The organism is Secundilactobacillus hailunensis (genome assembly GCF_005405185.1).
Lineage (GTDB): Bacteria > Bacillota > Bacilli > Lactobacillales > Lactobacillaceae > Secundilactobacillus > Secundilactobacillus hailunensis.
In genome coordinates this window covers 1-12616 of sequence record NZ_BJDO01000008.1, presented here as the reverse complement: position 1 = coordinate 12616, position 12616 = coordinate 1, and the positions used below count along the sequence as shown (strand labels likewise).

The following is a 12616-nucleotide window of genomic DNA, read 5'->3' as shown; positions in this document are numbered from 1 at the left end:
TCACTGATTGCTTTAAAGTTGAGTGAGAAAGGGGAGCAGCTGTCATGTTGATATGGGCTATTCGTGGGATGACCTTTGTGACCAACCTGTTATTGCTAACGGGATTCGCATTACTTTATGATTGGCTGCAGCGAACCCAATTTCAAATTCAATTTTTGAAGCGTTTTCGGTCTGTTTGTCAGATTCTACTTACCATCGGCTTTCTGGGATTCTTTCAGCTAGCGTCCACGTTTCGGATTATGGAAGCCCATAATCGAAAGGGCTTTGGTTGGAGTTATCTTGGATTTCAAATTGGGGTACTGATCATTGCCTTATTCTTTAAAAGAAGTCGCGGAATATTTCCAGTGACAGCGTTCCTTGTGCTGAATTGGTACTGGCTGTTGCCCAACTTGGTATGGTGGGGCTATGCTTTCGTTTTAACGCTGGTGTTAATGCGGGTTGCGGAAAAATTTGGCCGGCAGATCATCGATCGACCACTGCGGTACTATCCGTTTTGTTTGCTGTTTGCCGCGCCGTTTATGTGGGCTAACTGGGTTTCATTACGCGGTATTGAAGTTGGCTGGCCATGGGAAATTTTTGCTAACCTGGCCATTTTTTATCTGATTTGGTTTATTTACCATGAACTAAAACTACGCAATCAGCGGCACGCACTGCTGCTCTACGAAGCCAGGCAGGATAATCTCACGCAGCTCTATAATTTTCGGGTGTTTAACGAAGATCTGAATCAGGCCTTTCGCGATTACCATGAAAACGGAACACAGTATTTGCTGTACACGTTTGATATTGATCATTTTAAATGGATTAATGATCGTTATGGGCACTTAGAAGGCAATCACGCGCTTCGAGAAGTGGCCGCTGAATTAAAACGGCTAGTGCCGAAAATTAGTCGTCATGCCGAGGTTTACCGGGTTGGCGGTGAAGAATTTTCCATCTTGGTTTTCGATGTTACGACACAGCAATATTCGGCTAATGCGGTCGCTAATCATGTTCGTAAAGCAATTGGCGAACTAAAATTTACGACTCAGCAAGGCGAACAATTTCAGATCACCATTTCGATGGGCCAAGATCAAATTGACGCTGAGGATCAAAATTATTTAGACTTGTACAAGCGTGCTGATCAGCGACTATACCGTTCGAAAGAAACCGGGCGCAACAAAGTGACAACCTCTGACCTAGGTTAATAAGGGTGTTTTCAAGCAAAGCATGGTAAAATTTAACGCGTTAACAACTCTTTAGACAGAAGGGAATTTTTAATATGCAGAAAGTAATTATACCTCAGGTTGCTGACCAGCAAACCGACCATTATTTAACTAAGAAGGGCTATGAAGTTCTAACTGTACCTGATCCAACGGAAGCAGCCATTTTGGCAACGGCACCCGATGTTGCGGGGATTATGATGTTTGTGGCACCATTTTCAAATGCCTTATATGATAAGTTGCCGAATCTAAAAGTTTTAGCCCGTTATGGTGTTGGCTATGACAGCATCGATGCCGATTATGCGGCGACCAAGGGGGTTTGGGTCACTAATACCCCAGGCGCCAATTCGGTCAGTGTAGCTGAAAATGCGGTTACTGATATCATGTTGCTGGCCAAGCAGTCGTTTAAAGTGGCGACTTTGATGCGTTCAGGCCAGCAGCAGGCTGCTAGACAGATTTTTGGTCATGAACTAGCAGGGAAAACGGTTGGTATTGTTGGTTTCGGTCACATTGGTCAGGCTGTGGCCAAGATGCTAAGTAGTTTTGGCGTCAAAACGTTGCTTTATAATCGCACTAAACGGCCCACGAAGTATGGTGAATACGTTGATTTAGAGACGTTATTAAGACAATCAGACTTCGTGACACTGCACATTGCTGCCACTAAACAGACTGAGCACTTAATTGGTGAAAAAGAATTAAAATTGATGAAACCGAGTGCCTCATTGATCAATTTGGCGCGGGGGTCTGTAGTTGACGAACAGGCACTAATCAGCGCACTAAGCAGCCATCAAATTGCCAGTGCAGCCCTAGACGTTTTCGATGAGGAACCGCTGCCAGATGATAGTCCGCTATACAAACTTGATAACGTCTTTTTGACACCGCACACGGGTTCCAATACAGTTGAAGCGGCGCAAAATATGGCTATGGGTGCTGCCAGAATGATCGATGAAGCACTATCAGGTCAAAAGCCAGAATGGGCCGTTAATCAGCCACAGTTCTAAGCTCAGATTATCCCCTTGTATTAGGTGGTTAAGTGGGTGGCAGTTAGGGGAACTAAAACAGTCAGATTAACAAGCTAAATGTTTTAGAATCGCTTCCATACATGCTACACTACAGGCACAAAATACAAAAGGGGGATCCAGATAATGGCTATTAATGGATCGTTGTATCATACAGAGGCAGTAAATGAAAAAGGCTTAAGCGGTGTCAGCTTTATTCGTGGTAATGAAGGTCTAGCACTGGGCGTCAGCAGCTCACTATTAAAGGGTTCAGGTACGAATCCGGAACAATTAGTGGGGTTAGCGGTCAGTACCTGCTTTAACGCCACCATTGAAATCATTGAAAAGCAGCACAACTTACCGCATACCAGTGTGGTTCACACGGGTGTGGATCAATTAAAGGATGACACGGGTTATAAATTTATCGTCCGGATTCAGGTATTAATGACGGGTGTTGACCATGATCAGGCACAGGCGTTAGTTGACGAAGCTAAGAATTATTGCCCAGTTGCCAAGATGATCAAGCAAAACGCTAACGTCTCGTTTGAAGTTGTGGATGAATTTTCGTTCTAATTGAACTAAAAAGCTCGTTGCATGATTGAAATGCAACGAGCTTTTTGAGTTTATAGACGCTGATGCTTTAATTTTTTAAAGACGTAACGATCACTAAACGCAATGAATGCGCCTTGGAACAGTAAGGCAACCACCGTCCCGATATTCACCGCCCATATGTGATGCTGAAGAAGCACGCAGATGATGATGATCGTGATGGGGGTAATGAAGGCAGCCAAAGAAGCTAAAACTGCATTGCCATGTAAGTATTTAAATCGAATGATCTGCATCAAATCATCATTGGGGTGAAGAATTAAGTTGATCCGCTGATAAATTGAAATGCCGCAGCCGATCATCATCACACCAATGACATCTAAAATTACCGATGGCACTAAGGAAAGCTGCTGAATGTGAAAAATCGTTAAAGCCTGAGCGATGCCGCTGACTAAGTAGCTGAATGGCACCATGAAGATGAAGTTACCCAGCATCCGGTGCCAGTCGAATTCACGTAATAACGCGGCGTTTACGAGAACAACGGCGACACCTTCAAGTAACAGAATGTTGCCGAGGTTCATGTGGAAGAGATGGGCCATGTTCACAGCAGATGCGGTCCACAGCGCGCTGCCGAGGTTAAGGGAAACTGTCAGTGCGTTTCCTAATGAATTGATTATAATAGAGATAATAAGTAAAATACAATCGCCTAAAATAGTTGGTTTTCCGTTGTCTTGATACACGTGTATCCCTCCATAACGGTTTTAATTATACGGGATTGTAGGTAAAATAAAAGGGCAATCGTCCCATAATCGAGGTTATTTAAATGGCTAAATTTAATCAATATGCCGGCGTTCTTTTTGATCTGCACGGTGTTATCGCTGATTCTTCTCAGTATCACCTGCAGGCCTGGCAGCAATTAGCGGATGAACTGGGCATTTCTTGGACGCAATCACTAACTGAGCAGGTACTGGGAATGAACCGGCAGGACGCCGTGACAACTATTTTACAAGCTGGCCAGCAACTGAACCGGTATACGGCAGCTGAACGGGTGGCGTTAGCAGATCATAAAAATCAAATGTACCTTAAGTTGATCTCGCAGTTGTCACCGGCGGATGTTTTGCCTGGAATCATTAATTTCCTAAATGAATTAAAGGCGCAGCATTACGGTATTGTACTGGCATCCGCTTCGGTGAATGCGCCGCTGGAAATTAAAAAAATGCAGTTGACGGACTACTTTCCCCTGATCGTTGACCCAGCGACACTGACCCATAACAAACCGGATCCAGAGATTTATGTTCGAGCAGCCGGTTTATTGAATCTATCGCCAACCAACTGTATCGGTATTGAGGATTCGAAAACGGGGCTCACTGCCGTTAATGGTGCCGGTGCTTTATCAGTGGGGGTAGGGGCAGCAACTGAGATTGCCACGGCGGATGTTAAGTTTGCGGATACTGCGGAGCTGACATTAGCAGGCATTCAGCAGCAAATTGAACAGCAAGACTAAAAAAGATCGCTGATGAGAGTGATCTTTTTTGATCTATAGTTGGTTTTCAATATATTCCTTCAATACCACAGCTTGGTTATGGGTTTCATCCTTAGCGCCATAGAGCATGATAACATTGCCCTTAGCTAATTGGGACTTGATCAAGTTCAAAAATTGGCTGCGGTCAGGGTTGGCATCTAACTCGGCTTGATAGCGGGTTTTAAACTCGTCATACTTAGCCGGATCATGACCAAACCACTGACGCAGTTCCTTGGATGGGGCAATTGTTTTAAACCACTCATCAAGGGCTGCTTTTTCTTTGGAGATTCCCCGTGGCCATAAGCGGTCCACTAGGAGGCGGTAACCATCCATATCAGCGGGCTTTGTGTAAATCCGTTCAATTTTGAGTGCCATTTTTAATCACCTCTTCTATAATGACAATATAGCAAAATGACGTTAGGAGCAAAAATTATGACAACTATGGCAGCTTTTTTTAGTGGCCGTGCGACGGTCGACATCACCCGTGATCTATTGGGTAAATTATTGCGTTATGAGTCACCCAAAGGTTTGGTCAGTGGCTACATCGTGGAAGCAGAAGCCTATTTAGGTGCAGCTGATTCCGCGGCCCATGCCTATCAAGGTCGGCGGACTAAGGCGAATGACGCCTTGTACGGGGCTCCGGGAAACGTTTATATTTATACGTCCCGCGGGTACTACGCGTTTGACATTGCAACGCAAAATCAGGGCGAACCGCAAGGAATCTTGATCCGGGGTGTTGAACCCAAAGCTGGCTTAGACATCATGCAGGCTAATCGTCCGAAAGCTGGTTCAGAACTGACTAACGGTCCCGGTAAATTAATGCAAGCGTTTGGCGTTAATGACCTGCGCTGGAATAACGTGATGATCACTGACAGTCCGTTTAAAATTGATTTACAGGATCAGCGTGTGCCAGCCCAAATTCAGTCATCTGCGCGAATTGGTGTCAGTAAACGCGGCGGTCAAACTAATGCGCCTTACCGCTATTACGTGGCAGGTAATCCATACGTTTCTGGTATGCGTAAACGGGAAATGAATCTGGCAACCCATGGCTGGTTAGCTAAATAAGATTGAGCTGTAATTAATTTTCAGTGTATGCTTTACGAGCCAAGTGTACAGCTGCTGCGCCCATGTCAAAGGTTTGATAGTTAATGTGAGTGAAGCCAGCGTTATCATACATTTGAGCTAATTGCTTAGCGTTCACAAATTCCGCTGCTGTACGTTGCAGGTAAGCATAGTCGCGATAGTCGTGAACGGCGATTTTGGCCATCATTGGGATCAGCTTGAAGTAAACTTTCCAGCCCATTTTGACGATTGGTTGGGTCGGCTGTGACGTTTCCAGTGAGGCTACTTGACCTCCTGGACAAACGACCCGGTGCATTTCACGTAGCACTTGGTTGGCGTCAGGTACGTTGCGTAAGCCAAAGCCGATGGTGACCACATCAAAATGATCATCACTGTAAGGCAATGCCATGGCATCGCCCTGAACTAAAGTCACACGGTCGTTTAAACCGGCTGCGGCGACTTTCTTTTTAGCGACTGCAAGCATCTCCGCACTGAAATCTAACCCGATGATTTGACCGGATGGGCCAACTGCTTTGGCTAACGCAATGGTCCAATCCCCAGTTCCGCAGCACAGATCAAGCACAAAGCTGCCGGGCTTGATCGCCAGCTTATTCATGGCAACTTTGCGCCAGTGCTTGTGGGTGCCTAATGAAATTAGATTATTCATTTGATCATAATTACCGGCGATTCGTTTAAAAAGACCTTGGACCTGTGATTCTGGTGTCTGATTAGTTAGTGACATAATAGTTCCTCCTGTGTGAATTTCATATCCTAAGCATACCAAAAAACGTCTCGCAAGTCTGGCTTCGACTGCGAGACGTTTATTATTTAATATTAAAGATACTTAGCATCCAAGTCTGGGTCTTGAGACGTTAACAGCTTGGGACCATCATTGGTGATGACTAAGGTATGTTCGTATTGAGCTGAAGGGGTACCATCAGCTGAAACGTAGTATTCCCAAGTATCGCCAGGAACCGTCTTGGAAGCAATCTCCCAAGTACCAAGGTTGACCATTGGTTCGATGGTAATGGTCATACCTGCACGTAAACGCAGGCCCTTGCCTGGTTCACCGTAGTGAGGGACGTTTGGTTCTTCGTGCATGGTCGGTCCAATACCATGGCCAATCAGTTCACGAACATCGCCCATGTGGTTTTCATCTTCAACGTAGTGTTGAATGGCGTAACCAATATCACCGATCCGGTTACCCACAACGGCTTGGTCGATACCAAGGTATAAAGCCTTCTTGGTAACGTCCATTAAATGCTGCTTTTCCTTGCTGATAGTACCGACAGCGTAGGTCCAGCAAGAATCACTCATGAAGCCATCCAAGTTAACCACCATGTCAACGGCAACAATGTCACCGTTCTTAAGTAGGAGGTTCTTACGGGGAATGGCGTGAGCAACTTCATCGTTAACGCTGACGCAGGTGGCGTATTTGTAGCCTTCAAAGCCTTTTTCTTCGGCCTTGGCGTGGTGTTCTTCAATGTAGGCATTAGCAAATTTTTCGATATCCCAGCTAGAAATACCGGGCTTGATAATGTTACGTAGACCCAAGTGAACACCAGCCAAAACGGCACCGGATTTACGCATCATATCAATTTCACGTTTTGATTTTAAAGTAATCAAGAATTTCTGCTCCTTTATGCTTTATATTATTTCAACAATGTTAATGGTACACCAAAATGCGAAGGTGTGAAAGCAAAGGTGTGAAAGCGGGCGTTTTGGGAGTGGAGTGTAAGGTAGGACAACAATGTAAAACCCGGGTCTGGTTTTATATTGTTGTCCTACCTTACATGCAACTCCCAGCCCGCTTGAACCCGATTAGGCTATGTAAACGAAAAAGCGTGGTTCGGGCTTGATTTTAGATTGCCATCCACCCTTACACATAACTCCCAGCCCGCTTGAACCTGATTAGGCAATGGAGGCGAAAAGCAGGATTCCGGTCTGGGCTTAGATTGTTATCTCACCTTACATATAACGGCCAGTCCGCTTAACCCCGCTTAGGAGATGTAAAATTGATCATGTGACAAATTGAAGCCCCCAATCCTTAAACATTCCTTAAATAGATTGTCCCCACCCAAATAACTTGCTACAATGTTCTGCAACGATAAGACTAAAACAATATTTCTAACAGCTTGCTCAATAGATAGGGGGAGTTCAATGACATCACCAATATTTGCCTTCTTTGATCCAACGTACATCTTGGTCATTGCTGGACTTTTACTGTCAATGGCCGCTTCTGGCTACGTTAAGTCGACTTATGCTAAATATGATCGGTACCGCGCGCAAAGCGGCGTCACCGGAACCAGCGCGGCGGAATATATTTTACAGCAGTCCGGTATTAATGACGTGACTGTTCACCCAATTGCTGGAGACCTGACTGATAATTATAATGGTGGTAATAAGACACTGAATTTGTCGGAATCGACCGCCAATTCGTCATCGGTTGCCGCCGTTGGGGTAGCAGCTCATGAATGCGGTCACGCGGTGCAAGACGCCACTAATTATTGGCCGATGAGATTACGGACGGCCATTGTACCGATCGCTAATCTCGGGTCGACGGTTTCCTTTCCGCTGATTTTAGTTGGGGTATTAATGGGGATGAATCAGACGTTGATTCATCTTGGTATCCTGTTGTTTTCACTGGCACTGTTGTTTCAGCTAGTGACGTTGCCGGTGGAGTTTAACGCCTCTCATCGAGCACTGCGTATTTTAAGTGACGGTGGCCTGTTATCCGCGGATGAAGTGCCGATGGTTAGACGGGTGTTAACAGCGGCTGCACTGACTTATGTAGCGGCTGCTTTAGCGACATTTTTACAACTGTTGCGACTAATCATTCTCTTCGGAGGAAATCGTGACGACAATTAAGCAAGATTGACTTATAATAATAGGGAAGACGAAAAGGCTGGTGGAAAAGATGGACTTAATTTCATATTTAAAGGATCAAATAGAATTCTTAACTGAGCAATTTAATCAGGCTGAATCAGATAAAGATGTGACGATGAAGTACATTACGGAGTCGCGGTTGGATGAAGCCAAAAAAATCAAAAAAGCGATTGATGACGGTACAATTAGTAGTCTGAGCTAAGTTTTAACACGGTCAAGTTGGCCGTGTTTTTTATTTGCCATACAGTTAGGTGAACATGACTTAAAAGTAAACGAAATCAGATTTTTAATCTATGCTACCGCCTAATCTCCGTTTTGCACAATTGATTTTAATTTTATTTACGATTATGATTGTGATAGTAAGGGGGAATTTGAAGATGAGTCAAACAACTACTCTATCTGGCCGCTCACGTCTATGGTTCGTAACGACGCTTTTGCTGGGGACGTTTACAATGTCCATCAGTCAATCAGCAGTGTCAACTGCCTACCCAACGCTGATGCGGTATTTTTCAATTTCGGCTTCAACGGTTCAATGGCTAACAACGGGGTTCATGTTAATTATGTGTATTATGATGCCGGTGAGTCCTTGGCTGTTAAGCAATGTTGGGTTTAAGTCCTTATTTTTATCCGTACTCATTATGTTTGACGTGGGGACACTGTTAATTATTTTGGCGCCAAACTTTCCGTTAGTCCTGTTAGGGCGGGCGCTGGAAGCAATCGGTGTCGGCATTTTGTTTCCATCGTATCAAACGGTATTGCTGACCATTACACCGCGTGAAAGTCGCGGTGGTGCAATGGGTCTAGCAGGACTAGTCATGGGGTCAGCCTTAGCAGTGGGTCCCATTATTTCGGGGATCGTGCTGCGCTTTACGAGCTGGCAAGGTTTATTCGTTGTCTTCATGATCGTCATTTCTTGCGTGATCGTGGTTTCGTTATGGGCGATTGTTGACGTCATGCCAAAAGAACCTTCACACCTTGACTGGCTGTCAGTGATCAGTCTAGTTGGCTTTATTGGCGTTTTGTACGTGGTCAATCTGGTTGGTCAATCAGGCGTTAACTGGGGAATTGCGACAACAATCTTAGTCATTAGTATTCTTTTGCTATTATTCTTCGCTTATCGCCAATTACATTTGCCAGAACCGTTACTCGATCTACGGGTCTTTGCGGTCGGTCAATTCAACGCTTCTGTTTGGTTAACCGGATTGTCATACATCGCTTTGATCGTGGTGACGATTGTTTTCCCACTGTACTATCAAATTATTTTGGGTGTTAGTCCCTTTATTTCTGGGATGGCGTTAGTTCCCGGTGCCGTTTTCCTGAGTATTTTAAATCCATTAACGGGTAAATTAGCTGATAAAATTGGTTTTAAGAAGGTTCTGCTGATCGGAATGACGATGATTCTGATTGGCTGGGGCATCTTAGCTTTGATTCCTGCTAAATTCTCACTGTGGGCCATGATGCCGATTGCCATGTTAATCGAAGGCGGCAATGCTTTTGTGATGATGCCTGCGACGACTTTGGGAGCGGATGCGCTGCCTAAGGAGAAGATTTCTCACGGAACGGCGGTCATTACCACGATGCGTCAGTTGCTCGGTTCAACGGGGGTTGCTGTAGCGACCATCCTGCTATCATTGGGTGGTGTGGCCACGGCGACCTTAGGTAATTTTCACATTGTGTTCATCACTTTCTTTATCCTTGAAATTATTGGGCTGATTTTAGCACTAAGTTTAAAGGAAAAGAAAGCAAGGCTTGATCACGATTAAACTTTAACCGATACGGGGTAAACTCAATTCTAAATATTTCAAAAAATTCTCTCATTTTTAAAATATTAAAAAGCAATGGAAGCCTATTCGTACGGTATTTTGACTCTTTTATTAAATTCTCATTTTTCTGTTTCCGTTCGGGTCTTTTTACGCTACAATAGACCCATGGCAAATTAGTTGCATTGGATTGGAAGGAGAATTACCTACATGACTGAATCAGAAAAAGTTGAAACATCTGCGTTATATATGAATCCAGATCGAGAAGTTGCGGTAATTAATTACACGAGCAAGTATGTTACTGATATCTTTACTTTAATTAACAGTAAGGAAGCAGAAGAAGTTGTTCGCCTGTTCCTAGAGGATCGGCGACATACATCCGAAAGTAACCGCAGTGACTTTGAAGATGCTGATCCTAAAACGTATATCAATACATTGAAGGCGGTGCTGCTTGATCGGCCTGATGCTTTTGATACGTATAAGCGTGAAGAAATTCTATTCAGTATTGAGGACTTATATTCATATTATCGATCATACTTGAGAATTGGTGTCGTTAACCAGCATGGTAGTGCAGCAACTGCTAAGAACTTCATGCAAATGGATAATAAGTTCAACGATGTTGTGATCGAAGCTTACCGGACTGTTGAAGAAAAATTACAGGGATCTCCTAATAAAACTTATCGTCAGGTGAGTGCTGGGACTTCTGCATGTATCCTGACACAGTCTGTTGACTGGCCGATTCCAGAAGGTTATGAAGCCTTGAAGCCAATTCGTTTTCTGAACACGATATCGCTGCGGCCACCAATGATGATGAAGACGCCTTCCAACAAGCGTGAAGGGACCTTCACCGCGGTACCTGATAATCCAATTGCTAAGTTTCATGGGGCGCGTGATGAATGGTATTGCTTCCCAGCCAAAATTGGTGAAAGTTTAGCTTATATTTATTTCCAGCGTGATTACTTTGTTAGTGGGATTTCATTGGCTAACTTATTTGAAGTTGCCAGTGAAAAAGACGTTGCTGGTCACAAGCCAGATGAAATTTTACTGTTTGGCCTGCCAAAAACTGAAGGCGATGTCTGCCACTACCACCACGATGAAGAAAACGATATCTGGGTTGGTGAAGTACCATACAACGACAAGACGACTTACTTCGGCTATATGAAGAAGATGTGCTTGACGTTGCATAATCTGCACATGATCTACGAAAATCGGCTGCCAATTCACGGTTCAATGGTGCGTATCAAGTTCTCTAACGGTAAGAATAAGAACGTGGTCTTCTTCGGTGATTCAGGTGCCGGAAAGTCAGAATCATTGGAAGCGTTGCAGGAAATTGCCGATGATAAGATTCTGAGCCAGGAAACGATCTTTGATGATATGGGGAGCTTTACCCTAACTGGTGATGGTGATCTGTACGCGCAAGGAACTGAAATTGGGGCCTTTGTCCGACTGGATGATTTAAGTTCGGCCGTGGCCTTCAATAACATGGACCGTGGGGTGTACTTAAACCCAGACCGGAAGAATGCCCGGGTTATCATTCCAGCTGATACGTATAACCGGGTTGTCGGTCATCATGGCGTTGATATGTGGATCTACGCTAATAATTACGATAAAGATATCGGTATCCACCAATTCGACAACGAAGAGGATGCCAAGGCAACCTTCATTGAAGGTAAGCGGTTTGCTTTAGGGACGACTGATGAAGTTGGTATGAGTACCACTTTCTTCGCTAACCCATTCGGACCAGTGCAAGAAGAGAAGCGAACCCGTCCAATTATCGATAAGGTATTCAAGCACTTCTTCGATAAGGGGACTTATGTGGGTGAAATCTATACCCACCTTGGTACTGATAAGAGTAAAGACAGTTTGAATGAAAGTGCAAAACAGCTGTTGGATGTGCTGTGGAATTCATAGAGCGTGAACCACGGCGTTTAGTGGTCTTTGTCTTACACACAGCCATCTGCCGTGGTGAACGCGTTTCGGCAATGTAAACTTAACGAGTCCTTGAACTTGGGGATTTGAGTGGGGCTTTCTCATGCACAGTCATCTGACATGGCTCACGCGTTTCAGCAATGTAACAAAAAGGTTAACATTGTGTAAATCCACGTCGTATCTCTTGCCAGTTTTTAGATTTGCAGATATACTATTTTAAAATCAAAGTTAAGAAAGCAAAGAGGGATGATACCATGCAATTAATTTTTACAAAACTACTCTGGTCAATGTTAATGGTCACCGGGCTAATTGGCTCCATTATTGGCTTCGTGCTACCGATCATCCCTGGAATTCCATTTTTGATATTGATGATTTATAGCCTTAAAAAGATCTCACCAGCCTTTCATCGCTGGCTGAGCAAAACGCGACTTGCAGAATGGTTAAGAAAGCATCAGCCAACCCTAGCGAAATGGTTGGTTGGCTAAATGGTTAAAAAGAGGGCTTGCACGGTATTTTGAATACTACGCAAGTCCTTTTTGATTACTTAAATTAGTATTGAATATTCGTAAGCACACTATAACCGGACGTATTGAAACACAAAACGGACTTCCTCATATTTGAGTTAGTCCGTTTTTGTATTTCATTCAGTTACTAATTGCTGATCAGGTTCATAATTCCACGGTAAACAAGCCTCCAATTGCGCTTCTTTTGGGAAAG

14 protein-coding genes are annotated in these 12616 nt (G+C 44.2%); 10 read left to right on the top strand and 4 right to left on the bottom strand.

The window, feature by feature from the left end; translation table 11 throughout:
- Positions 1 to 44 precede the first annotated feature (44 nt).
- The 3 genes from FFM73_RS03660 (at position 45) to FFM73_RS03650 (ending at position 2767) form a co-directional block, all read left to right on the top strand.
- Positions 45 to 1181 carry a GGDEF domain-containing protein gene (locus FFM73_RS03660; protein WP_137630432.1) on the top strand — a complete coding sequence of 379 codons (1137 nt, stop codon included), beginning with the start codon at positions 45 to 47 and terminating at the stop codon, positions 1179 to 1181.
- A 74-nt stretch (positions 1182 to 1255) separates the two neighbouring features.
- On the top strand, positions 1256 to 2197 hold the full coding sequence (locus tag FFM73_RS03655; RefSeq protein ID WP_137630431.1) for a phosphoglycerate dehydrogenase: 942 nt from the start codon (positions 1256 to 1258) through the stop codon (positions 2195 to 2197).
- Positions 2198 to 2341: 144 nt separating this feature from the next.
- On the top strand, positions 2342 to 2767 hold the full coding sequence (locus FFM73_RS03650) for an OsmC family protein (protein ID WP_137630430.1): 426 nt from the start codon (positions 2342 to 2344) through the stop codon (positions 2765 to 2767).
- Positions 2768 to 2817: 50 nt separating this feature from the next.
- On the opposite strand, the gene FFM73_RS03645 is transcribed toward FFM73_RS03650, so the two are convergent.
- On the bottom strand, positions 2818 to 3480 hold the full coding sequence (locus FFM73_RS03645) for a DUF6198 family protein (RefSeq protein WP_171001190.1): 663 nt from the start codon (positions 3478 to 3480) through the stop codon (positions 2818 to 2820).
- An 83-nt stretch (positions 3481 to 3563) separates the two neighbouring features.
- Between FFM73_RS03645 and pgmB the strand changes: the two genes are divergently transcribed.
- On the top strand, positions 3564 to 4244 hold the full coding sequence (pgmB, locus tag FFM73_RS03640) for a beta-phosphoglucomutase (protein WP_137630429.1): 681 nt from the start codon (positions 3564 to 3566) through the stop codon (positions 4242 to 4244).
- 33 nt (positions 4245 to 4277) lie between these two features.
- On the opposite strand, the gene FFM73_RS03635 is transcribed toward pgmB, so the two are convergent.
- Complete coding sequence (locus FFM73_RS03635) at positions 4278 to 4637, bottom strand: DUF488 domain-containing protein (RefSeq protein WP_137630428.1); 360 nt, start codon at positions 4635 to 4637, stop codon at positions 4278 to 4280.
- A gap of 57 nt (positions 4638 to 4694) precedes the next feature.
- Between FFM73_RS03635 and FFM73_RS03630 the strand changes: the two genes are divergently transcribed.
- A complete protein-coding gene (locus tag FFM73_RS03630) occupies positions 4695 to 5327 on the top strand; it encodes a DNA-3-methyladenine glycosylase (protein ID WP_137630427.1) in 633 nt (210 codons plus the stop codon).
- A gap of 13 nt (positions 5328 to 5340) precedes the next feature.
- On the opposite strand, the gene FFM73_RS03625 is transcribed toward FFM73_RS03630, so the two are convergent.
- Together FFM73_RS03625 and map are read right to left on the bottom strand one after the other, a co-directional pair.
- The gene (locus FFM73_RS03625) at positions 5341 to 6066 is read right to left on the bottom strand and encodes a demethylmenaquinone methyltransferase (RefSeq protein WP_137630426.1); all 726 of its coding nucleotides are present in this window, start codon (positions 6064 to 6066) and stop codon (positions 5341 to 5343) included.
- 92 nt (positions 6067 to 6158) lie between these two features.
- On the bottom strand, positions 6159 to 6950 hold the full coding sequence (gene map / locus FFM73_RS03620; RefSeq protein WP_137630425.1) for a type I methionyl aminopeptidase: 792 nt from the start codon (positions 6948 to 6950) through the stop codon (positions 6159 to 6161).
- A gap of 534 nt (positions 6951 to 7484) precedes the next feature.
- On the opposite strand from map, the gene FFM73_RS03615 reads away from it, so the two are divergent.
- The 5 genes from FFM73_RS03615 to FFM73_RS03600 all read left to right on the top strand — a co-directional run bounded on the left by FFM73_RS03615 (position 7485) and on the right by FFM73_RS03600 (position 12384).
- Positions 7485 to 8192, top strand: coding sequence for a zinc metallopeptidase (locus tag FFM73_RS03615; protein WP_137630424.1), 708 nt, complete (start codon positions 7485 to 7487; stop codon positions 8190 to 8192).
- Between the two features lie 49 nt (positions 8193 to 8241).
- The gene (locus FFM73_RS12730; protein ID WP_171001189.1) at positions 8242 to 8412 is read left to right on the top strand and encodes a hypothetical protein; all 171 of its coding nucleotides are present in this window, start codon (positions 8242 to 8244) and stop codon (positions 8410 to 8412) included.
- Between the two features lie 175 nt (positions 8413 to 8587).
- On the top strand, positions 8588 to 9973 hold the full coding sequence (locus tag FFM73_RS03610) for an MFS transporter (protein ID WP_137630423.1): 1386 nt from the start codon (positions 8588 to 8590) through the stop codon (positions 9971 to 9973).
- Between the two features lie 207 nt (positions 9974 to 10180).
- Positions 10181 to 11881 carry a phosphoenolpyruvate carboxykinase gene (locus tag FFM73_RS03605; RefSeq protein ID WP_137630422.1) on the top strand — a complete coding sequence of 567 codons (1701 nt, stop codon included), beginning with the start codon at positions 10181 to 10183 and terminating at the stop codon, positions 11879 to 11881.
- Positions 11882 to 12153: 272 nt separating this feature from the next.
- The gene (locus tag FFM73_RS03600) at positions 12154 to 12384 is read left to right on the top strand and encodes a YbaN family protein (RefSeq protein ID WP_137630421.1); all 231 of its coding nucleotides are present in this window, start codon (positions 12154 to 12156) and stop codon (positions 12382 to 12384) included.
- Positions 12385 to 12616: the final 232 nt, after the last annotated feature.

What these genes read in the sequence shown, in the direction of transcription:
- FFM73_RS03610 (WP_137630423.1), top strand. Translation starts at nt 8,588, where the DNA reads ATGAGTCAAACAACTACTCTATCTGGCCGCTCACGTCTATGGTTCGTA.
- FFM73_RS03635 (WP_137630428.1), bottom strand. Translation starts at nt 4,637, where the DNA reads ATGGCACTCAAAATTGAACGGATTTACACAAAGCCCGCTGATATGGAT.
- FFM73_RS12730 (WP_171001189.1), top strand. Translation starts at nt 8,242, where the DNA reads ATGGACTTAATTTCATATTTAAAGGATCAAATAGAATTCTTAACTGAG.
- FFM73_RS03600 (WP_137630421.1), top strand. Translation starts at nt 12,154, where the DNA reads ATGCAATTAATTTTTACAAAACTACTCTGGTCAATGTTAATGGTCACC.
- FFM73_RS03605 (WP_137630422.1), top strand. Translation starts at nt 10,181, where the DNA reads ATGACTGAATCAGAAAAAGTTGAAACATCTGCGTTATATATGAATCCA.
- FFM73_RS03660 (WP_137630432.1), top strand. Translation starts at nt 45, where the DNA reads ATGTTGATATGGGCTATTCGTGGGATGACCTTTGTGACCAACCTGTTA.
- FFM73_RS03650 (WP_137630430.1), top strand. Translation starts at nt 2,342, where the DNA reads ATGGCTATTAATGGATCGTTGTATCATACAGAGGCAGTAAATGAAAAA.
- pgmB (WP_137630429.1), top strand. Translation starts at nt 3,564, where the DNA reads ATGGCTAAATTTAATCAATATGCCGGCGTTCTTTTTGATCTGCACGGT.
- FFM73_RS03615 (WP_137630424.1), top strand. Translation starts at nt 7,485, where the DNA reads ATGACATCACCAATATTTGCCTTCTTTGATCCAACGTACATCTTGGTC.
- FFM73_RS03630 (WP_137630427.1), top strand. Translation starts at nt 4,695, where the DNA reads ATGACAACTATGGCAGCTTTTTTTAGTGGCCGTGCGACGGTCGACATC.
- FFM73_RS03625 (WP_137630426.1), bottom strand. Translation starts at nt 6,066, where the DNA reads ATGTCACTAACTAATCAGACACCAGAATCACAGGTCCAAGGTCTTTTT.
- FFM73_RS03655 (WP_137630431.1), top strand. Translation starts at nt 1,256, where the DNA reads ATGCAGAAAGTAATTATACCTCAGGTTGCTGACCAGCAAACCGACCAT.